General features: G+C 63.0%; 18 protein-coding genes. 14 read left to right on the forward strand and 4 right to left on the reverse strand.

Annotated elements, in window-relative coordinates:
- Positions 1-12: 12 nt before the first annotated feature.
- Both aceF and lpdA read left to right on the forward strand, forming a co-directional pair.
- On the forward strand, positions 13-1,689 hold the full coding sequence (gene aceF, locus AC1DSJ_RS07910) for a dihydrolipoyllysine-residue acetyltransferase (RefSeq protein ID WP_054426007.1): 1,677 nt from the start codon (positions 13-15) through the stop codon (positions 1,687-1,689).
- Positions 1,690-1,701: 12 nt separating this feature from the next.
- Complete coding sequence (lpdA, locus tag AC1DSJ_RS07915) at positions 1,702-3,492, forward strand: dihydrolipoyl dehydrogenase (protein WP_441371246.1); 1,791 nt, start codon at positions 1,702-1,704, stop codon at positions 3,490-3,492.
- Between the two features lie 151 nt (positions 3,493-3,643).
- Here the strand turns inward: lpdA and AC1DSJ_RS07920 are convergent, their stop codons facing one another.
- Positions 3,644-3,835 carry a putative motility protein gene (locus AC1DSJ_RS07920; protein ID WP_054426004.1) on the reverse strand — a complete coding sequence of 64 codons (192 nt, stop codon included), beginning with the start codon at positions 3,833-3,835 and terminating at the stop codon, positions 3,644-3,646.
- 143 nt (positions 3,836-3,978) lie between these two features.
- Entirely contained in the window at positions 3,979-4,971 is a 993-nt protein-coding gene (locus tag AC1DSJ_RS07925; protein ID WP_441371247.1) for a hypothetical protein, read from the reverse strand.
- A 282-nt stretch (positions 4,972-5,253) separates the two neighbouring features.
- Here AC1DSJ_RS07925 and AC1DSJ_RS07930 point away from each other — a divergent pair, with 282 nt between their 5' ends.
- From AC1DSJ_RS07930 to AC1DSJ_RS07965, 8 genes are read left to right on the forward strand one after another with little or no spacing between them, the layout of a single operon-like run.
- Positions 5,254-8,688, forward strand: a complete 3,435-nt coding sequence (locus AC1DSJ_RS07930; RefSeq protein ID WP_156336821.1) for a bifunctional class I SAM-dependent methyltransferase/glycosyltransferase — start codon at positions 5,254-5,256, stop codon at positions 8,686-8,688.
- Positions 8,685-9,455: a glucose-1-phosphate cytidylyltransferase gene (rfbF, locus tag AC1DSJ_RS07935; protein ID WP_054425997.1), complete on the forward strand. Its 771-nt coding sequence runs from the start codon at positions 8,685-8,687 to the stop codon at positions 9,453-9,455. The genes AC1DSJ_RS07930 and rfbF overlap by 4 nt, the downstream gene beginning before the upstream one ends.
- On the forward strand, positions 9,452-10,513 hold the full coding sequence (gene rfbG, locus AC1DSJ_RS07940) for a CDP-glucose 4,6-dehydratase (protein ID WP_441371248.1): 1,062 nt from the start codon (positions 9,452-9,454) through the stop codon (positions 10,511-10,513). Before rfbF ends, rfbG begins: the two co-directional genes overlap by 4 nt.
- Positions 10,514-10,557: 44 nt before the next feature.
- Positions 10,558-11,874 (forward strand): lipopolysaccharide biosynthesis protein RfbH, encoded by a 1,317-nt coding sequence (gene rfbH, locus AC1DSJ_RS07945; protein ID WP_054425995.1) that lies wholly within the window; start codon positions 10,558-10,560, stop codon positions 11,872-11,874.
- 1 nt (position 11,875) lies between these two features.
- Entirely contained in the window at positions 11,876-12,445 is a 570-nt protein-coding gene (locus AC1DSJ_RS07950) for a dTDP-4-dehydrorhamnose 3,5-epimerase family protein (RefSeq protein ID WP_441371249.1), read from the forward strand.
- Positions 12,442-13,350, forward strand: coding sequence for an NAD-dependent epimerase/dehydratase family protein (locus AC1DSJ_RS07955; protein ID WP_476760293.1), 909 nt, complete (start codon positions 12,442-12,444; stop codon positions 13,348-13,350). Before AC1DSJ_RS07950 ends, AC1DSJ_RS07955 begins: the two co-directional genes overlap by 4 nt.
- Positions 13,347-13,850 (forward strand): acyltransferase, encoded by a 504-nt coding sequence (locus AC1DSJ_RS07960; protein ID WP_054425989.1) that lies wholly within the window; start codon positions 13,347-13,349, stop codon positions 13,848-13,850. Before AC1DSJ_RS07955 ends, AC1DSJ_RS07960 begins: the two co-directional genes overlap by 4 nt.
- Before the next feature lie 16 nt (positions 13,851-13,866).
- Positions 13,867-15,414 (forward strand): alpha/beta fold hydrolase, encoded by a 1,548-nt coding sequence (locus AC1DSJ_RS07965; RefSeq protein ID WP_441371251.1) that lies wholly within the window; start codon positions 13,867-13,869, stop codon positions 15,412-15,414.
- A 277-nt stretch (positions 15,415-15,691) separates the two neighbouring features.
- Here AC1DSJ_RS07965 and AC1DSJ_RS07970 read toward each other — a convergent pair whose 3' ends face one another.
- A complete protein-coding gene (locus tag AC1DSJ_RS07970; RefSeq protein ID WP_441371252.1) occupies positions 15,692-16,885 on the reverse strand; it encodes a FliC/FljB family flagellin in 1,194 nt (397 codons plus the stop codon).
- Between the two features lie 303 nt (positions 16,886-17,188).
- Positions 17,189-17,944 carry an RNA polymerase sigma factor FliA gene (locus tag AC1DSJ_RS07975; RefSeq protein ID WP_175169441.1) on the reverse strand — a complete coding sequence of 252 codons (756 nt, stop codon included), beginning with the start codon at positions 17,942-17,944 and terminating at the stop codon, positions 17,189-17,191.
- Between the two features lie 427 nt (positions 17,945-18,371).
- On the opposite strand from AC1DSJ_RS07975, the gene flhD reads away from it, so the two are divergent.
- The 4 genes from flhD (at position 18,372) to motB (ending at position 21,297) form a co-directional block, all read left to right on the forward strand.
- Positions 18,372-18,695 carry a flagellar transcriptional regulator FlhD gene (gene flhD, locus AC1DSJ_RS07980; RefSeq protein ID WP_006219025.1) on the forward strand — a complete coding sequence of 108 codons (324 nt, stop codon included), beginning with the start codon at positions 18,372-18,374 and terminating at the stop codon, positions 18,693-18,695.
- A gap of 31 nt (positions 18,696-18,726) precedes the next feature.
- Positions 18,727-19,308, forward strand: a complete 582-nt coding sequence (gene flhC, locus AC1DSJ_RS07985; protein ID WP_054425982.1) for a flagellar transcriptional regulator FlhC — start codon at positions 18,727-18,729, stop codon at positions 19,306-19,308.
- A gap of 118 nt (positions 19,309-19,426) precedes the next feature.
- Positions 19,427-20,296 carry a flagellar motor stator protein MotA gene (motA, locus tag AC1DSJ_RS07990; protein ID WP_046806435.1) on the forward strand — a complete coding sequence of 290 codons (870 nt, stop codon included), beginning with the start codon at positions 19,427-19,429 and terminating at the stop codon, positions 20,294-20,296.
- Positions 20,297-20,307: 11 nt separating this feature from the next.
- Positions 20,308-21,297 (forward strand): flagellar motor protein MotB, encoded by a 990-nt coding sequence (gene motB, locus AC1DSJ_RS07995; protein WP_054425980.1) that lies wholly within the window; start codon positions 20,308-20,310, stop codon positions 21,295-21,297.

Here is a 21,297-nt window from a genome sequence, read left to right on the forward strand (position 1 = left end):
GGGTAAAGAGACATGAGCAACATCGTGCAAATCAAGGTTCCCGACATCGGCGACTTCAAGGAAGTGGAAGTCATTGAAGTGCTGGTCGCCGTGGGCGACACGATCAAGGCCGAACAGAGCCTGATCACGGTTGAGTCCGACAAAGCCTCGATGGAAATCCCCGCGTCGCAAGGCGGCGTGGTGAAGTCCATCACCGTGAAGGTGGGCGACAAGGTTGCGGAAGGCGCGGTCGTGCTGGAAGTGGAAGCCGAAGCCTCGGACGCCGCACCGGCCGCCAAGGAAGAAGCCCCCAAGGCCGCCGCCAAGGAAGCGCCCAAGCAAGCGGCTGCGGCGGCTCCGGCCGCCAAGGCTGAAGCGGCTGCACCTGCCGCAGCTGCAAGCGGCCCGGTCGAAATCGAAGTGCCGGACATCGGTGACTTCAAGGAAGTGGAAGTCATCGAAGTGATGGTCGCCGTGGGCGACACCATCAAGGCCGAGCAAAGCCTGATCACCGTGGAGTCCGACAAGGCCTCGATGGAGATCCCGGCCTCGCAAGGCGGTGTGGTCAAGGAAGTGAAGGTCAAGGTTGGCGACAAGGTCGCCAAGGGCTCGGTCGTCGTGGTGGTGGAGGGGGGCGCTGCCTCGGCTCCGGCTGCGAAGACGGAAGCCGCCGCCGCTCCTGCTGCGAAGGCTGAAGCCAAGACCGAAGCCAAGGCTGAAGCGCCCGCCGCTGCGCCGGCTTCGCGTCCGGCGCCGGCCGCCGCGCTGGAAGACGCCAACCTGAAGCCCGGCCAACTGCCGCACGCGTCGCCTTCGGTGCGCAAGTTCGCCCGCGAACTGGGCGTGAACCTGAGCAAGGTCAAGGGTTCGGGTCCCAAGGAACGCATCACCGCCGAGGACGTGCGCGGCTTCGTCAAGCAAGCGCTGGCCGCCGGCCCCGCAACCGCCGCTGCCGGTGGTTCGGCCGATGGCGCCGCGCTGGGCCTGCTGCCGTGGCCGAAGGTCGACTTCACCAAGTTCGGCCCGATCGAAGCCAAGCCGCTGTCGCGCATCAAGAAGATTTCCGGCGCGAACCTGCACCGCAACTGGGTCATGATCCCGCACGTCACCAACAACGACGAAGCGGACATCACCGACCTGGAAGCGCTGCGCGTCACGCTGAACAAGGAAAACGAGAAGTCGGGCGTCAAGGTCACGATGCTGGCCTTCCTGATCAAGGCCGTGGTTGCGGCCCTGAAGAAGTTCCCCGAGTTCAACGCCTCGCTGGACGGCGACAACCTGGTGCTCAAGCAGTACTACCACATCGGTTTCGCCGCCGACACGCCCAACGGGCTGGTGGTGCCGGTGATTCGCGACGCCGACAAGAAGGGCATCCTGCAAATCGCGCAGGAAATGACCGACCTGTCCAAGAAGGCGCGCGACGGCAAGATCTCGCCCGCAGACATGCAGGGCGGCTGCTTCTCGATCTCGTCCTTGGGCGGCATCGGCGGCACTTCGTTCACGCCGATCATCAACGCGCCCGAAGTGGCCATCCTGGGTGTGTCGCGCTCTGCGCACAAACCCGTCTGGGACGGCAAGCAATTCGTGCCGCGCCTGATCGTGCCGCTGTCGCTGTCGTACGACCACCGCGTCATCGACGGCGCGTCCGCTGCCCGCTTCAACGCCTATCTGGGCGCGCTGCTGGCCGACTTCCGCCGCATCGCGCTGTAAACGGGGAGCCCTATGAGCAATACCGTTCAAATCAAAGTGCCGGACATCGGTGACTTCAAGGAAGTGGAAGTCATTGAAGTGCTGGTCGCCGTGGGCGACACGATCAAGGCCGAACAAAGCCTGATCACCGTTGAATCCGACAAGGCGTCGATGGAAATCCCCGCGTCGCAAGGCGGCGTGGTGAAGTCGATTGCCGTGAAGGTCGGCGACAAGGTCGCCGAAGGCGCGGTTGTGCTGGAAGTGGAAGCGGCTGGCAGCGATGCCGCCGCTGCACCGGCCGCCAAGGACGCCCCCAAGGCTGCCGAGGCTGCGAAGCCGGCCGCTGCCGCTGCACCCGCCGCCAAGGCTGCCACGGCGGCCCCCGCCGCCTCCAGCTTCAAGGGTTCGGCCGACGGTGAATACGACATGCTGGTGCTGGGCGCGGGCCCGGGCGGCTACTCCGCCGCCTTCCGCGCCGCCGACCTCGGCCTGTCCGTGGTGCTGGTCGAACGCTACGAAACGCTGGGCGGCGTCTGCCTGAACGTGGGCTGCATTCCGTCCAAGGCGCTACTGCACAACGCCGCCGTCATCGACGAGGCGCGCGAGCTGGCTGCCCACGGCATCAGCTTCGGCGAACCGAAGATCGACCTGGACAAGCTGCGCGGCTACAAGGACAGCGTGGTCGCCAAGCTGACCGGCGGCCTGGCTGGCATGGCAAAGGCACGCAAGGTCACCGTGGTAACGGGCGTGGGCGAATTTGCCGACGCCAACCACCTGACCGTGACGTCCGCCGACGGCAAGAGCCAGACGCTGCGCTTCAAGCAAGCCATCATCGCCGCCGGCAGCCAGTCGGTGAAGCTGCCGTTCATGCCTAAGGACGACCGCGTCGTCGACTCCACCGGCGCCTTGCTGCTGCGTGAAGTGCCGAAGAAGATGCTGATCGTGGGCGGCGGCATCATCGGCCTGGAAATGGGCACGGTGTACTCGACGCTGGGCGCACGCCTGGACGTCGTGGAAATGCTCGACGGCCTGATGCAAGGCGCTGACCGCGATCTGGTCAAGGTCTGGCAGAAGAAGAACGCCTACCGCTTCGACAACATCATGTTGAAGACCAAGACCGTGGGCGCCGAAGCCAAGAAAGACGGCATCTACGTCACGTTCGAAGGCGAGGGCGCCCCCAAGGAACCGCAACGCTACGACCTCGTTCTGCAAGCCGTGGGCCGCAGCCCCAATGGCAAGAAGATCGGCGCCGACCGTGCTGGCATCGCCGTGACCGACCGCGGTTTCATCGAGGTCGATCGCCAAATGCGCACCAACGTGCCGCACATCTACGCCATTGGCGACATCGTCGGCCAGCCGATGCTGGCGCACAAGGCCGTGCATGAAGGCCACGTTGCAGCGGAAGCTGCCGCCGGCCAGAAGTCGTTCTTTGACGCACGCGTCATTCCGTCGGTGGCTTACACCGATCCGGAAGTGGCATGGGTGGGCCTGACCGAAGACGAAGCCAAGAAGCAAGGCATCAAGATCGAGAAGGGCGTGTTCCCGTGGGCGGCTTCCGGCCGCGCCATCGCCAACGGCCGCGACGAAGGCTTCACCAAGCTGATTTTCGACGCGGAAACGCATCGCATCCTGGGCGGCAGCATCGTGGGCACCCACGCTGGCGACCTGATCAGCGAACTGGCCCTGGCCGTGGAAATGGGCGCGGATGTCGTCGACATCGCCAAGACCATCCACCCGCACCCGACGCTGGGTGAATCGGTGGGCATGGCGGCCGAAGTGGCCGAAGGCGTCTGCACCGACTTGCCGCCGATGAAGAAGAAGTAATGGCCAATGGCCAATGACCGGTGAGGCGGTTTTCCGCCTCACCTGAGTCATGCAACGGCAAATAAAAAGCGCCGGCCCTGTCAGGGTCTGGCGCTTTTTTTATCGCTTGGCCGCACGTGAAGGCGGCCCCGCGGGACGTAATGCGTGCGCGTCAGGCCTGGGTATTGATGCGCGAACCCAGTTGGCTGTCGATCGCCATCGGGGCTACGGACTGCATCAGTGTGGCAACCGTATCGGCTTGCGCGTTCAGCGCCTTCTTCAACACGGTGGCCTGCACTTCCTGAACCACATTCGCGTCCTTCAAAGCCAGCGCGGTGTTGACGGTGTTGTTGATCGAATCCATGGTCACAGGGTCCTTAAAAGGAAGGCAGGGCGTGAGCCCGAAGTGTTCGCATTATTGCGTACATTTTCAGTTTGATGCAAAGGATTGTCGTACCGGGACATGGCGGATGTGTGACATTGCGAGCATCTATCCCAAGCACCAACCTATGGCCGCTTCGGGCATTCCTTCACAACACCCCAGCCACGGTTCGCCTCGCAATACTTATCGCGGGCCGCCCAGGCGCAATCAGGCCGGTCAAAGAATCCCAACGTGGCGCATTGCGCTAATTCGGTTTGCAGCGCCTTGAGCCACGCCATCGGGTCTTGCACCGGAATTTCGGTAATGCGCAATGTCGATTGCGGGCCGCTTGAGGCGGGCGTCGTCGTGGCGGCGGCGTTGGTGCGCGGCTGGGGGGTAGGGGCTTCCGGAGGCATCGCGCGAGGTTCAACAGCCGAAGCGGCCGATTCACCCGTGGCGGACGGTGCTGTCGCGGGCGCCGCTTCGGAGATTGCGGCGGGTGCTGTGCCGGGTGCAGTCCCGGGTGTGGCTTCGGTTGTTGAGCCGGGTGCTGCCTGGGATGTTGCCTCGGATGTTGTCCCGGATGTTGTCCCGGATGGGGTCCCGGATGTCGATTCCGGTTTCGCCGGCCCCGTCGGCGCAATCGGCGCCGGCGGCGCCAACGCATCCGCCTCCCAATCGCTCGGCGGCTCCTGGACCGGCACCGCGGTCGGAGGCATCAGAGGCACGCGGACCGGGCTGGCCGCGGTGGCGCCGGTAATCCCATTGTTCGGGGCATTCCACGACACCACCAGCAGCACCAGCGCGCCGTAAATGGCCAGGGTGTAGAGCACCGTCAACGTTGCCGACCCCACGCGCCGCCCCGTGATGGGGGGCGCGTCATCGCGGCCCAGCAAGCGGCGCCAGCCGACCAGGGCCGCACCCGGCGCTGAAATCAGCCACCAACAGACACGCCGCAACCCGCCGGGTTCAGGGGCCGGCGGCGGCAAGGCGGCGTGTACCTGGGCCGCCAACAATTCGCGCAATGCGCGGTTCTCTTCGCGCAGACGCAAGGTCTGCGCATCGACCGGCGCCTGATCATCGAGATCCGTATTGCTGTCGTGCTGCGTAGCGAGTGGATCTGGGGGCGTGGCGGTCATAGTGCTGAAAGAAAATGATACAAAATCTGCGCCGTCATTATGACGTGAGTCGAGCGGGTCAAAAAAAGGAATAAGCGTGCAAAAAGCCGCCACTCCCTTTGCGGCGGAGTTTGCGCACTTTCGCCATCACGCAAGAACCGGCAAAAAAGCCCGTCATTTCGCCCATTTCCCCCTTGAAAGCCGCTGCTATGCTGCTGCGCAATTACCCTGCCCGTGGAGTACGGATTGAACGCGCCTGATCGAGTCCCCGATGACTCATTTGCCATTGACTTGGCCCCCCCGGTGTCTGATCCGGCTATCAGCTACCTGTGTTCGCCGGGCCAGATGCGCGCGGCGGCATTCCTCTATGGCGTTGAAACGGTCCCGCTGGAGCGCGCGCGCGTGCTCGAGCTCGGGTGCGGCGCGGGCAGCAATCTATTGCCCTTCGCGGTGGCTTATCCGCAAGCGCAAGTGGTCGGGGTCGATACCGACCCCCGCCGCATTGAAGCGGGCCGCCGGGCCGCCGACGCCATCGGGCTGGGCAACCTGACCTTGCATACTTTGTCGTTTGCTGACATTGGCCAGGACTTCGGCGAATTTGACTACATCATCGCGCACGACCTTTACAGCACCGTCCCGCGCGAAAGCACCGGTGATCTGCTGCGCATCTGCCGCCTGAACCTGGCATTTGAAGGCGTTGCCTACCTCAGTTTCGATGCCTATCCGGGTGCAAAGGCGGCCGAAATCGTCCGCGAAGCCGTGCTGATGCACGCGCACGCCGCGTCCAGCCCTGACGAGCAAGTTGCCGCCGCGCGCGCTGCCCTGGGGCTGTTCACCGATGGCGTGTCGAACGCCAATCCGCTGGCGGCTTCGCTGCACGAGGCGGCAACGCGCTTCGCCCAGGCGTTAGATGAGCAGGGGGCGGCGGGTTTGAGCCTGCTGGCTCGCCAGCCTTATTACTACGCTGAATTCGCCGACATGGCCGCGCAGTTTGGCATGACGTGCGTGGGCGACGCCGAGCCCCGCCACGAGCTTGCGCCGAACTATGGCGCGAACGTGTCGCTGACCCAAAGCCTGCTGGGTTTCGGCAAGCCGCGCGCGCTCAGGCAGCAATACCTGGACTTTTCCATTGGCCGCGCCTATCGCCGCACATTGCTGACTCACCATGAACGCGAGCAGGAAGTGCTGCCGCGTCCCGACCTGTCGCGGCTGCCCAAGCTGCGCTGGGCCGGCAGCTTCCGCCGTTTGGCGGCAGGGCTGCGCAGCATCAGTCAAACCCATTTCGTCACGCATGCCGGCCACATTCTGAGCACCGACAACCCGGTGCTGGAAGCCATTGCGGACGTGCTGGGCCACGCCTGGCCGGCGTCCGTGCCAGGAGCGGCGCTGGTCCAGTACGTGGCTGAGAAGAAGCTTGCGGCGGGTAGTACGGCGGAGGAGGCGGTGGGCAAGGCGCTGCAAGCCTTGTTCGACGCCGCTATCGGACGCTACAGCGTCGACAAGACGCCGTACGATCTGGCCGGTGGGGTAAGCCTTGTTCCCGGCGTGGTGGCGGCGATAGACGGCAGGGCGCCGCTGTTCAACCTGTGGCACGAGGCGGTCAGGACATCGTTTTCCGACCACGACGTGCTGCCCTTGCGGCAATTGGAGGCCGGCGCGGCGCTGAATCGGCTGCGCGATAGCGTTCAGATCGCGGCGCCGGTATTGCAGTTCACGTCGGCGGGGGACTTTGTTGCTCCCGCGCCCGAGGCGCCAGCCGTATCAGCGTCCCAGCCCGTGGACGGGTTGCTCGACCATCTCAGGCATTACGGCCTGACGGTCGCGGGGGCTCGTGACTGGTGCGATTACATTGAGGCGGGCCTGAGCGCCAGCGATGCGCGCGGACCCTATTGGGCGTTGTACATCGACGCCATGGCGCGTTGTGGTTTCGAGCAACGCTATGGTGGCAGTATCTCGGCCCCGGCGCGCGCGCAGGGCATCACCAAGGCGGTGCTCAAAGAAGCGCAAGAACTGGCGGCCCTGGTCAACGCCAAGAGTGATGGTGACCTTGAGGGGCGTGCGCGGGCACTGACCAAGCGCGCACCGGAATACAGCACGTCCTGGGAAGTGCTGGGCACGGTGCTGCGCGACACGGGCAAGTCTGGCGAATCGCTGGCCGCCTTCCTGCGAGCCTTTCAGGTCGGTGGCGAGGATGTTGATTGCTATGTGGGTGTGGCGATGTCGCTGCGCGCCTTGCGCCGCCCCGTGGAATTGGACGCGGCTTGCCGCCGGGCGCTGGAATTGTCGCCTGGCCATCCCCAGGCGCTGAACGTGCTGGCAAATTGCTATCGCAGCGCTGCCCGGTTCCATGAAGCGGTGGCGACCTTCCGCCACATGCTCGAACTGAATCCGGCCAACGTGGAAGCGCGTGGCAACCTGGGCGTGGCCCTGGCCGACATGGGTGACTTCGCAGGCTCGGAAGCCGAGTATCTGCGCGTGCTGGAAGTCCAGCCCGATAACCCCACGGTGCAGCATTCCCGCTTCTTTGGCATGAACTACTTCCCCGACCGTACGGCGGAAGAGGTGTTCGAGGTCTATCGCGCGTTTGACGAGCGTCTGGGCGCGCCGCATCGGGCGTCTTGGAAACCGCATTCCAATACACGCGATCCGGGCCGCAAGCTGCGGATCGGGTACGTGTCTCCGGACTTCCGCACCCACCCGGTGCGTCTGTTTCTTGAGCCGTTGATGGCCCGGCACGACAAGTCGGCCTTCGAGATCTACGCCTACGCGCAGCTGGACCAGGAAGACGAAGGCACCGCCGCCTTCAAGACCTATGCGGATCACTGGGTGCGCACCAACGGCCTGTCGCACGACGCGCTGGCGCAACGCATTCGCGATGACAAGATCGATGTGCTGGTGGATCTGGCCGGCCATACCGCCCAGAACCGCCTGGCGACGTTCGTGCGCAAGCCCGCGCCGGTGCAGGTGACGTGGCTGGGATTCGGCTGCACCACCGGCTTGTCGGCCATCGATTACATCCTGATCGATGACGAGATGGCGCCGCCCGGAACCGAATCGCTGTTCGCTGAAAAGCCCTGGCGCCTGGACACGACGAACTTTGCCTACCGCCCCAAGCTGGGCATGGGCGAAGTCTCTGAATTGCCGGCGCTGCAGAACGGCCACATTCGGTTCATCACGCTCTCACGCGCTATCCGTTTCAATTACCGGGTCGTGCGCACCTGGGCCGAAATCTTGCACCGCGTGCCGGGTTCGCGCCTGGTCGTCGACAGCAACAGCTATTTCTCCGAGCGCATGCAGAAGGATCTGCATGACCTGTTTGCGCAGCATGGCATCGATGCGGGCCGGATCGAGATCGGCTTTCACAGCCCGCCCTGGGACGTCCTGCGCAGTGCCGACATCACGTTGGATTGCTTCCCGCACAACTCGGGCACGACCCTGTTCGAAAGCTTGTACATGGGCCTGCCATACGTGACCTTGGCGGGGCGAATGGGCGTGGGCCGAATCGGTGCATCCACTTTGGCTGGCCTGGGCCGCAAGGAATGGATTGCGCAGACTGAAGCCGAATACATCGACAAGGTGGTGGCCCTGGCAAGCGACATCCCCGCACTGGCGCGCACCCGCGCCGGCCTGCGCCAGGAAATGCAGGCCAGCGCCCTGATGGACGAGCCCGCCTTTGCGCGCAAAGTCGAAGCCGCCTATCGCGGCATGTTCAAAAAGTGGTGTGAAGGATCCGTATGAAAGCCGTCATTCTCGCGGGCGGGCTCGGTACCCGCATCTCTGAAGAAACCCACGTCAAGCCCAAGCCCATGGTGGAAATCGGCGGGCGCCCGATCCTGTGGCACATCATGAAGATGTATTCGGCCCACGGCGTGAATGACTTTGTCATTTGCTGCGGCTACAAGGGCTACGTCATCAAGGAGTACTTCGCCAACTACTTCCTCCACATGTCGGACGTGACATTCGACATGGCGAACAACCAGATGGAAGTGCATCAACGCCATGCCGAACCCTGGCGCGTGACCTTGGTGGATACGGGCGACGACACCATGACCGGCGGCCGTCTCAAGCGCGTGGCCAGTTACGTGAAGGACGAAGAGGCATTCTGCTTCACCTATGGCGACGGCGTGGCGGACGTGGATATTTCGGCGCTGATCGCGTTCCACCGGCAGCACGGCAAGCTGGCGACGGTGACGGCGGTGCAGCCGCCCGGGCGCTACGGTGCGCTGAAGATGGAAGACGATATGGTCGCCGGCTTCACGGAAAAGCCGCGCGGCGACGGCGGCTTGATCAATGGCGGCTTCTTCGTGCTGTCGCCCAAGGTGCTGCCGCTGATCGAAGCGGATCACATCTCTTGGGAGATGGAACCGTTGGAATCGCTGGCGCGCGGCGGCGACCTGATGGCGTTCAAGCACATGGGTTTCTGGCAGCCCATGGACACGCTGCGCGAAAAACGCATGCTGGAAGCGCTTTGGGACGCGAACAAGGCGCCCTGGAGAGTGTGGTGAACGAGGTGCCCGGCGCCTTCTGGCGCGGCAAGCGCGTGCTGCTGACGGGCCATACGGGCTTCAAGGGCGGCTGGCTGGCACTGTGGCTGCATCGCCTGGGCGCACAGGTGTGCGGGGTGGCGCTGCCGCCCGCCACGGACCGCCCCAGCCTGTTTGACGCGGCCGCTATCGCCAGCGTGACGGACAGCCATTTTTGCGACATCCGCGACGCCGGCGCGTTGGCCGCTATCGTGCGCCAGGCGCGGCCCGAGGTGGTGCTGCATCTGGCGGCGCAACCCTTGGTGCGTCTGAGCTACCGCGAGCCGTTGCAGACGTTTGACACGAATGTGATGGGCACGGCGAACCTTCTGGACGCTTTGCGGGGCTTGCCGGACGTGCGCGTGGCGCTCTGCATCACCACCGACAAGGTCTACCGCAATGAGGAATGGCCGCATCCGTATCGCGAGAGCGACGCGCTGGGCGGCCATGACCCCTACAGCGCCAGCAAGGCTGCGGCCGAACTGGTGGCGGCCTGCTATCGCGATGCCTTCCTGGCGGCGCAGGGGGTAGCGCTGGCCACGGCGCGTGCAGGCAATGTCATTGGCGGGGGCGACTGGTCGGAAGACCGGCTGCTGCCAGACGCTGTGCGCGCGTGGCAAGGCCAGATTGCATTGGATATTCGCAGTCCGAATGCGGTGCGGCCCTGGCAGCATGTGCTGGAGCCGCTTGCGGGCTATCTGCGCCTGGCCGAGATGCTGTGGACGCGTCCAGAGCTGGCTGGCCCCTACAACTTCGGGCCGCCATCGCAAGATACCGCGACGGTGCGCGACGTGGTCGAACTCGCGCGCGCGGCGTACGGCTCGGGCGAGGTGGTGTACGGGCAGTCGGCCCAGGGTCCGCACGAAGCGGGCTTGCTGGCATTGGATACGTCGCGCGCCCGGTCGGTGCTGGGTGTGGCGTCGCGCTGGAGCCTGGCGCAAGGGGTGGCCAACACCATGCAGTGGTATCGCGCTTTGCATGAAGGCGCTGACGCGCGCGCCTTGTGCGACGCGCAAATCGCGGCCTATGGTGCGGTCTGAGCCGCCTGCGGCGCCAAGAACATAACGGTTTTAGAGAACAAGCAATGAATCCTAACGAAATCCGGGCGCAGATCGCCCAGTTGGTCGATCAGTACCACGAGGCCCAGGAGCGCGAGCGTGCAGCGTTTGCGCCCGGCAAGACGGCGGTGCCGCCATCGGGCAAGCTGATCGGCGCGGCGGAACTCAAAGCCATGGTCGAGGCGTCGCTGGACGGCTGGCTCACGACGGGCCGCTTCAACGACGCCTTCGAACAACGGCTGGCGCAGTATCTGGGCGTCAAGCACCTGATCACCGTCAACTCGGGATCGTCGGCCAACCTTGTGGCGTTTTCGACGCTGACCTCGCCCAAACTGGGGGATCGCGCCATCCGCCGTGGTGACGAAGTCATTGGCGTGGCGGCGGGCTTTCCCACCACGGTGAATCCCATCCTGCAATTCGGCGCGGTGCCGGTGTTCGTGGATGTGGAACTGGGCACGTACAACGTGGACGCAAGCCGCCTGGAAGCCGCGATTACGCCGCGCACCAAGGCCATCATGCTGGCCCACACGTTGGGTAACCCCTACAACCTGGACGTGGTCACGGCGCTGTGCAAGAAATACGGCCTTTGGCTGATTGAAGACTGCTGCGACGCGCTGGGCTCGACCTACAACGGCCGCATGGTCGGCACCTTCGGCGACATCGGCACGCTCAGCTTCTACCCCGCGCATCACATCACGATGGGCGAGGGCGGGGCGGTCTTCACCAACGATCCCCACCTGAAGCTTATCGCTGAATCGTTCCGCGACTGGGGCCGCGATTGCTATTGCGCGCCGGGCAAGGACAACACCTGCGGCCGCCGCTTTTGTCAGAAGCTGGGCAGCCTGCCCGAAGGCTATGACCACAAGTACACGTACTCGCATATTGGCTACAACCTGAAGATCACCGACATGCAGGCGGCTTGTGGCCTGGCGCAGATGGATCGTGTGGAAGAATTCGTGGCGCAGCGCAAGGCAAACTTCCGCTTCTTGAAAGAACGCCTGGCGTCCTGCGAAGAGTTTTTGATCCTGCCCGAGGCCACCCCGGGTTCGGACCCTTCGTGGTTTGGCTTCCCCATCACGTTGCGTCCCGAAGCCAACGTGCGCCGGGTCGACCTGCTGACGTACCTGGACCAGGACAAGGTGGGCACGCGGCTGCTGTTTGCCGGCAACCTGACGCGCCAGCCGTCCATGGTGGGCCAGAATTATCGCGTGTCGGGCGACTTGGCCAATACCGAGATCATCATGCAGAACACGTTCTGGATCGGTGTACAGCCCGCATTGACCCCCGACATGCTGGACTACGCCGCCAGCCGCATCGAGCTGTTCTTCGGCGCGGGCTTCTGACATGCGCGCCCAGGCGTTGGCGATTCCGGGCTGCTATGTGCTGACGCTGCCGAGCTTTCCGGACGCGCGTGGCGAGTTCCGCAAACTGCTGCACGCGCCGACGCTAGCGGCACTGGGGCTTGAGACCGGCTTCACGGAGTCCTACGTGTCGGTATCGCATCGCGGGGTATTGCGCGGCATGCATTTTCAGTTGCCGCCGTCCGATCACGCCAAGCTCGTCACCTGCCTGGTGGGACGCGCGCGCGACGGTTTGCTGGACTTGCGCCGGGGCTCGCCCACCTATGGGCAATCGGTTTCCCTGATGCTGGATGGCGCCGAGCCCCAGGCGGTGTACGTGCCGCGAGGCGTGGCGCATGGCTTTGCCTCACATCGCGACGGCACGGCGTTGCTGTACTACACCACGTCCGTACACGACCCCGAGCGCGATGCGGGAGTGCATGCGCAGAGCACGGATATTGATTGGTGGGCAGGAGAGGCGGACATCGGCGCGCCCGTGATGTCGCCACGCGACGCCGCGCTGCCACAAGCCGCCGCCTTTGATTCGCCCTTCATTTACGCCGCGCAGCCATGATCCGACGGGTATTGGTGACCGGCGCGAACGGCTATGCGGGCGGCGCGGTCGCTGCGCGCTTGCGTGCGCAGGGTGTGCAGGTCGTGACAGCGGGCCGAGCGCCCGCCAATGATCTGCAACTGGATCTGGCCGACCCGCGCAGCGTGGYCGAACGGGTGCTGCCCGCGGGCATCGACGCCTGTGTTCATGCCGCGGCAATGCACGAGGTGGGTTGCCGCGCGGACCCGCAAGCGGCTTATGTGGTGAACGTGGCGGGTACCCGGGCGTTGCTGCAAGCCTGCGAGCGCGCCGGCATCCGGCGTCTGATGTATGTCTCTACGTTTCACGTATACGGGCGCCCCGAGGGCGTACTGGACGAGGCCGCGCCCGCCGTGCCAGGCAATGATTACGGGCTGACGCATTGGCAAGCCGAACAGTTGTTCGACTGGTCCGCCCGCGCGCTGGGCATGTCGGTCGATATCCTTCGGCCGTCGAACCTTTACGGCGTGCCGGCGTCCTGGAGCGGATTTGATCGCTGGACGCTGGCGCCGTTTGATTTCTGCCGCCAGGCGGTGAATGCGGGCAAGATCGTCTTGCATGGGCAGGGCTTGGCCATGCGCAATTATCTGGACGTGGCGTACTTTGCCGACGTAGCGGCCCTGCGCCTGGTGTCCGCCGGACAGGGCTTGCTGCACGTGGCGGGCGGCGACTGGCGGATTCGCGATCTGGCCACCTTGGCGGCGCGCCAGGCCAGCGAGCTCCTTGGGCGAGAGATCCCGGTGCAGACAGGCGATGCGCAGGAAGCGGCCGCGCCGATCTACCAATTCCAGTCGCGGCAATTGCCAACGCGTGATGGCTGCGAGCACGCCGCGATGGCTGCCTTTCTTCGTGCAACCTTGACGTACCTGATGGAGCACAAGGCATGAACCAGATTTCCACGTTGGCCAAGATTTCCCCGCTGGCCGACATCGAGCGCTCCGTGCGAGGCAACGCCGTTGTCATCGGTGACCACGTGACCATCGACAGTTTCGTGAAGATCAAGTTCGCAGGCGGCGATGGCGACGTACATATTGGCGACCAGGTCTATTTGAATTCCGGTGTTGTGATCTATTCCGGCAACGGCATTTCGATTGGCCGTGGCACCCTGATCGCCGCCAACACAACGCTTGCGCCGACCAACCACGAATACCGCAGCCGCGACAAAACGATCATCGAGCAACGCTTCATGCCCAGCAAGGGCGGCATCGTCATCGAAGACGATTGCTGGATCGGCGCGAACTGCGTGCTGCTTGACGGCTGTGTGTTACGGCGCGGCTGCGTCGTCGCGGCCGGCACGGTCTTGCGCGGCGAGTGGCCTGAATACGCAGTCATCGGCGGCAGCCCGGCGGCCGTCATGCGGTATCGCGAGAGCGCACGCAGCAACTAATTTTGGAGTGTTTGTAATGACATCGTCGACGAAGGGCGGCCAGGGGGCCGCGGGCGGACAAACGATGGGTCTGAATGAGGCCTTTGGCTTGGCGGTGCGTCACTGGCGGGAAGGCAAGCGTGCCGAAGCCGAGCACATCAGCCGGCAGATCCACGCCGCACGGCCGGCGCATCAGGGGGCGCGTCATCTGACGATGGCCCTTGAGCACGGCGTGCGCGGGCTGGTGTTCACGGCCTTGGGCTTGTCGGACCCCGAGCTCTACAGCATTGGCGACTATTCCTATGGCGTGCCGTCGGTATTCCCGCATAACCAGCCGCACGAACCCGCGCGGCTGACGATCGGCAACTTCTGCACGATCGGGCACGACGTCGAGATCATTCTGGGCGCTTACCATCGCCAGGACACCTACACGATCTACCCCTTCTCGGCGCCGCATTTCGGCACCTTGTTTTCGTCTACGCAATCCATCACGGATTACTCCAGCACAAAGGGCGGCGTCACCATTGGCCACGACGTTTGGATCGGCGCCGGCAGCAAGATCATGTCGGGCGTGACGATCGGCACCGGCGCCGTGATCGGCGCAGGATCGGTGGTGTCGCGCGATGTTGGCCCCTACGAAATCTGGGCTGGCAACCCCGCGCAGTTCCGCCGCCGCCGCTTTGACGATGCCGTGTCGGAACGCTTGCTGGCGCTGCGCTGGTGGGACTGGCCCAAAGACATCATCGAGCGCCATGCGCGCGACATCATGCGCGGCACGCCCGAGGCGTTGGCGGCGCTGGAACAAGGGCGCGAGGCCTGGCATGCGCGGCTGCGCAAAGATGTTGCCGCCCCGTTCGAGATGCTGTCAGGCCGCTCCGGGCAGCTGCGCGCACGCCGTTCGGCGAACTGGCGGGAAGGGCGTCCGACCTGGGTGGTGCTGCACGGCTCGCTGGGCAATATCGCCACCGTGCAAGGCATTGAAAAACATCTGCCAGATGCCAACTTGCTGTTCGTCGATTTGCCGGGTTGCGGCAACAGCACAGCGCCCGCGGACATGTCGGTAGCGGGTTTTGCTGACGAGCTGTTGCCTGCGCTGCTGACCGCGCTGCCGGCAGGCTTTGGCGTCATCGGCGCGTCGTTCGGCGGCAGCGTGGGGTTGGCCATTGCACGGCGCACGGCGCAATGCCAGGCGCTGGTGTTGCTGGATACGCCTTTCAGTGCGGCGAAGCTTTGGCATAACCACGCGTTCCTGCGCGGCGCCATTGCCGGCCGGCCGGACGACCGCTACTTGCGCAGCTTCGCCTTGGACATCTATGGCGTGACGCCAACGGCCGCGGTGGAGCGCGAATACTGGCATCTGCTGGAGGGCGTCACGCAGCCTGTGCTGGTCGTGACCGGCGATGTGCCGATGCAGCCGCCGCGCAAGATGCCTCCCGTGCCGTGCTGCCTGGACGAAGCCGATCTGGCGCGTCTGCGCGGTCTGGGCTGCCGGGTTGAACGCGTGAAGGGGGGGCATGACCTCATCAATGACAACCCCGTAGCGGTGGCCGCGTTGGTGCAGGCTATGGGGGCGGTGACGGCGTAAGCACCGATACTGCCGATGGCCGAAGCGGTTGCAACGAACGCGAAGTGGTCAGTCGGAAGGAAACAAAAAGGGGCGGAATTTTCCGCCCCTTTTTTTGCGCCTTGATGCCGATGCACGTGAACGGGATCGTGAATGTGAATGTGAACGTGCGAATGCGGCAGCCCCGCATCCGTCAGGCATAAAAAAACCAGCCCGAAGGCTGGTTTTTGATACTGCTTCGGCAGCGGCGGAGAAGAAACTTCCTTCTCTGCCGGAGCCGAGGAACCGTCCGCTGGAATTAACGCAGCAGCGACAGAACCGTTTGCGGCACTTGGTTGGCTTGAGCCAGAACCGAGGTACCAGCCTGTTGCAGGATCTGAGCCTTGGTCATGTTCGACACTTCCGTAGCGTAGTCGGCATCTTCGATGCGCGAACGAGCGGCGGACAGGTTGTTGATCGTGTTGTTCAGGTTGGCAACGGTCGATTCGAAGCGGTTCTGAATCGCACCCAGCGAGCTGCGCTGCGAGTCGATGTTTTGCAGAGCGGCGTCGAGCTTGGCCAGCGGGTTGGAGGTCGAACCCTTGGTCAGGCTGGTCAGGGGCAGCGAGTCGGTCTTCAGCGTGAAGGCGGCGGTGCCAGTGGTCGTCGTGGTGTCGGCGTCCTTCGGGTTCACGGCGATGTAGTAGGAGCCCGATGCGCCCGAAGCGACGTCGAAGCCCTTGGCCTTCAGGTTGCTGGACTCGGTAGCGTCAGCAGCCGACACGTCGACCTTGACGAACCAGTTGCCGTTTTCGTCAGCTTCAGCAGCCGAACCGACGGTGACGTTGCCGGAAGCAACACCCAGACGGCCAGCCAGATCGCCAGCGGTGCCTTCGGCAACGGTGTTGGCGGTCATGGAGGTGGTCGAGCCGTAGGCGGCTTGGTATTGAGCGGTGCTAACAGCAGCCTGCGTGCCCTTCGGGCCCGACACGTTGAAGCCATCCAGACCCAGGGTCTTGGCGGTGACTTCCTTCAGGTCGATCGTGATGGTTTCGCCGTCGTTGGCGCCAACTTGGATCGTCAGCTTGTTGTCCTTAGCCAGGACGTTCACGCCGTTGAACTGGGTTTGAGCCGACACGCGGTCGATTTCGTCCAGACGCTGCTTGATTTCCGATTGGATCGAGTCCAGGTCGGTCGGCGAGTTCGTGCCGCTGGCGGCTTGAACCGACAGTTGGCGAACGCGTTGCAGGTTGTTGTTGATTTCGTTCAGCGCGCCTTCGGTCGTTTGAGCGATCGAGATGCCGTCGTTGGCGTTACGGGCGGCTTGGGTCAGGCCCTTGACGTTGGCGGTGAAGCGGTTGGCGATGGCTTGACCAGCGGCGTCGTCCTTGGCGCTGTTGATGCGCAGGCCCGACGACAGACGCTCAATGGCGCTGCCCAGCGTCGATTGCGACTTGTTCAGGTTGTTTTGAGCAACCATCGAGAGGTAGTTGGTATTGATAACGGCAGCCATGTTGGTGCTCCCAAGAGAGAAAGGCTTCTTCAAACCGGGCAGCAACGCCGCCCACTGGTGTTAACGGGAAAGTTCGTCGACTTTTTGTCTAAGAATCTCTCCGTTGCAAGGATTACGGCAGTCCCAAATCATTCTTTAGCCCTATTTCGCGAAAGTCTTATTTATTGTTGTATCCGCCGCGAGCGCCTGCTGGCGTGGGCCAGGGCCCGAAATGCGAAACGGGCGCCTGGGGCGCCCGTTGGTTTTTGCACTGTCTGCGTAACCCTATATAGAAGGGTCTATATACATGGGTAAGTGAGAGCGCTAGATGATCTGCGCGATCTGCCCCTCCAAGGGCAGCTCTTGCCAAGCCTGTTCCTTCAGCTTGGCGCGAATGCGCGCCGTTGCCTGCGACCGCAGCTGGCAAACCCGCGCCTCGGTCACATTCATGATCGCGCCAATCTCTTTCAGATTCAGGCCTTGCTCGTAACACAGCGACAGCAACAATTTTTCCCGATCGGGCAGGGAGTCGATGGCGTGCACAAGCGCCTGGCGGAAATCGCCAGCCAATAAAGAATCCAGCGGATTGCCGCCTGCCGAACCATGGTTCAGTGTTGCGGCCCAATCCGACTGTCCTGATGCGGAATCGGTTTCGGTCGTGAAATCTTCGTAGTGAACGATCTGCACGCCTTGCGCGTCGTGCAGCAATGATTGGTATTCGTCGATCGGAATTTCAAGCTGCTGGGCGATTTCGGCTTCAGAGGGCGAGCGCATCAAGCGCTGCTCCAGCTGGGAAATGGCCTGCTCGATTTTGCGCGCCTTGGCGCGGACGCTGCGCGGCAGCCAGTCCTGGCTACGAAGCTCGTCCAGCATCGCGCCACGAATACGGGTCGTGGCGTAGGTCTCGAATTGGGCGTCTGCGGTTTCCTGATAGCGCCTTACGGCGTCAAGCAGGCCGATCATGCCGGCCTGTATCAGGTCGTCAAGCTCAACGCTGGCGGGTAGCCGGGCGAGCAATTGCAGGGCCAGCTTCCGCACGAGCGGGGCATATTCGACCAAGCTGTCTTCTGCGTGGGGCATTGCGGGAATGTCAGGCGGTGTCCATCGTGACGCATTGTCGGTCGTTGTCAATTTGCGACATTGTCGACAAACGCGCGGCTGCACTAAAGCTAGCAATCAGGTGATCGTCAAGGTGCCATTGTCGGCACTGCACAACATTTCATTCCCCGAAGTACGCAATGTTTTGAATGCTTATTTGCCAAATTGACGTAAATTCGTCACCGATTTCTATGTCAAGGTGTGTCTAATCTAACAAGTTGCGCAATATCAACAAAGATTTGTCATATAAGTCATAGAAAATGACATCACCTGTGGTAAATTTTACTTAAATTGCGAACAAATGATACATTTCGCATTAAAACAGGATGTAGCAGCGTCAGGTAACCGCAGGTTGCCGATGCTTTTGGATATCAAGCCCCGTGGGTGGGATAGGGATAGGGAGTAGGGCGTGCAACAAGTCGAAAATTCTTTGCTGGCAGACATTCGTGAAGTGAATCTGTCATATCTGTTACTTGCGCAACGTATGTTGCGTGATGACTATGCTGCGTCGATGTTCCGTCTGGGGTTCAGCAATGAAGTTGCTGACATCCTGATGCGTCTGTCGCCGGCACAACTGGTGAAACTGGCCAGCTCCAGTTCGCTGCTGTGCCGGTTCCGTTTTGATGATTACAGCCTGCTGTCGGCGCTGACCCATGACGTACTGGGTGGTGCACTGCAACAAGCCCACGCAACGATCCTGTTGGCCAAGCAACCTGTAGAAGAACTGGCTTAACCGCCACTCGAATCCTCAAACGGAACGTGTAATGGCCTCCAAAAGCGTATCTCAGGAAGCGGACGATATCCTGCTTGCTAGCTCCATGATTACCCTAGGAGCCCGACTGCAGGTGCTCGAGGCGGAAACCGCCCTGAGCCATGACCGCCTTGCACGCTTGTACCGGGAAATTCGCGGTTGCTCGCCACCCAAGGGGATGCTGCCTTTCTCGGTTGACTGGTTCATGACCTGGTTGCCGAACATCCATTCTTCGCTGTTCTATAACGTGTATTCGTTTTTGAATGCACGCACAAGCAGCAAGGGCATCCGCGCCACCATCGACGCGTATCGCCTGTATCTGGAGAACGCCGGCCTGGACACGGCGGAAAACGCCGAACCCGTCCTGAGCTTCACCCGCGCCTGGATGCTGGTGCGCTTCTTTGACAGCGGCATGCTCCAGCTGTCCGCCTGCCGCCAATGCGGCGGTCATTTCATCGCCCACGCTCACGATCCGCAATCGGATTTTGTGTGCGCCATTTGCCGCCCGCCACCTCGCGCCGGCAAGACGCGCGCCGCAGCAAAAGCACGTGCGGGCAGCCGTCCGGCGCCTGCCGTCGACGCCGCGCGTCCTTGACCTCCCGCGTCCAAATACATCAAAAGCCCTGGAAAACTCCCCGTAACCCGCCTTTTTGGGTCGGGGGGAACAGGGGATCATTGACGCCAGTTTTAGACTTCGTTGGCAGGGGCCTGATGTGTTGATTGTTATCGGTTTTCTCGTGGTGATCGTGTCGGTCGTCGGCAGCTTCATAGCGCTGGGCGGCCACTTGGGCGCGCTTTACCAGCCCTTTGAGCTAACGCTGATCTTCGGGGCGGCTTTCGGCGCGTTCCTGGCCGGCAACAGCAAGAAGTCGCTGATGCTGGTGAAGAAGGCGTTGCCCGACGCGCTAAAGAGCTCGCGCTACAGCAAAGACGTGTACATGGAGCTGATGGCTCTGTTGTATGTGTTGCTGAACAAAGCGCGCCGTGAAGGCCTGATGGCCATCGAATCGCATATTGAAGACCCGGCCTCCAGCCCGATCTTCAGCGAATATCCCCGCATCGCCAAAGACGCGAAGCTCATGGAGTTCATTACGGACTACCTGCGCATCATGATCAGCGGCAACATGAGCTCGTTTGAAATCGAAACGCTCATGGACGAGGAAATCGAAACCTACCGCCACGAGCGCGAAGTGCCTGCGCACGCGTTGCAGCAGATGGCTGACGGCCTGCCGGCATTCGGCATCGTGGCCGCAGTGCTGGGCGTGATCAAGGCGCTGGCCGCCGTGGACCAGCCGCCCGCCATTCTGGGCGACCTGATCTCCAAGGCCATGGTCGGTACCTTCCTGGGTATTTTGCTGGCCTACGGTTTTGTGGGGCCGCTGGCCTCGCGCGTTGAGCGCCGCAACGACGAAGCCATGAAAGTGCTGGAATGCATCAAGACCACGCTCTTGGCCAGCATGAACGGCTACCCGCCGCAACTGGCGGTGGAATTTGGCCGCAAGGTGCTGTTCTCGTCTGTGCGTCCGACGTTTGGTGAGCTGGAAGAGCACGTCCGGCAAACCAAGTCGACCGGCAAGGCCTGACGGAGCGGGCCATGAGCACGGTAAACAACCACCGTGTGGTGATCCGCCGCAAGAAGGTCAAGGGCGGCGGGCACCACGGGGGCAGCTGGAAGATCGCTTACGCCGACTTCATCACGGCGATGATGGCGTTCTTTCTGGTGATGTGGCTGATCAGCATCGTGCCGCGCGAAGAACTCAAGGGCATCGCGGAATACTTCCGCATGCCGTTGCGCGTGGCCATTACGGGCGGACCCAGCAGCTCCGCCGAAACCAGCGCGGTGCCAGGCGGCGGCCGCGACCCCTTGCGCAGCGAGGGCGATGTGCGCCGTGGCCAGGGCAACCGGGTCGAGTCGCAGCCAATGGGCGACGCCGAGCGCCGCGAACAGCATCGCCTGGAAAACCTGAAAAAGCGCCTTGAAAACGTCATTGAGACCAGCCCTGTCCTGAAGAGCTTCAGGCCGCAGATGCTGATTGACCTGACGACCGAAGGCCTGCGCATTCAGATCATCGACAACCAGAACCGCCCGATGTTCGCCACCGGCCGTGCGGAAGTGCAGCCGTACATGCGCGACATCCTGCGTGAGCTGGGGCCGGTGTTGAACGAGCTGCCCAACAAGGTCAGTATCTCGGGCCACACCGACGCGTCGCAGTACGCACGCGGCGAACGCGCCTACAGCAATTGGGAGCTTTCCGCCGACCGCGCAAACGCGTCGCGCCAGGAATTAGTGGCCGGCGGCATGAGCGAAAGCAAGGTCATGCGTATCCAGGGTCTGTCTTCCAGCATGAGTCTGGTTAAAGATGATCCGTACGCAGCCGTTAATAGACGTATCAGCCTCGTGGTGCTCAATATGAACACCCAGAAGCGCATCGAAAACGAGAACGCCGCGGCAGCGGACGTCAGCGCGAAAGATGCCCGCGAGGTGGGGACGGCCGTGGAGGCGGTGCAAGCCGCCGCCCAGGCCGCGACGGCAACCAAACCAGGCGACGCGGCGACTACGCCGCAAGCTGAAGGGGTTCGATAG

Source organism: Achromobacter sp. 01N37, from assembly GCF_056399725.1.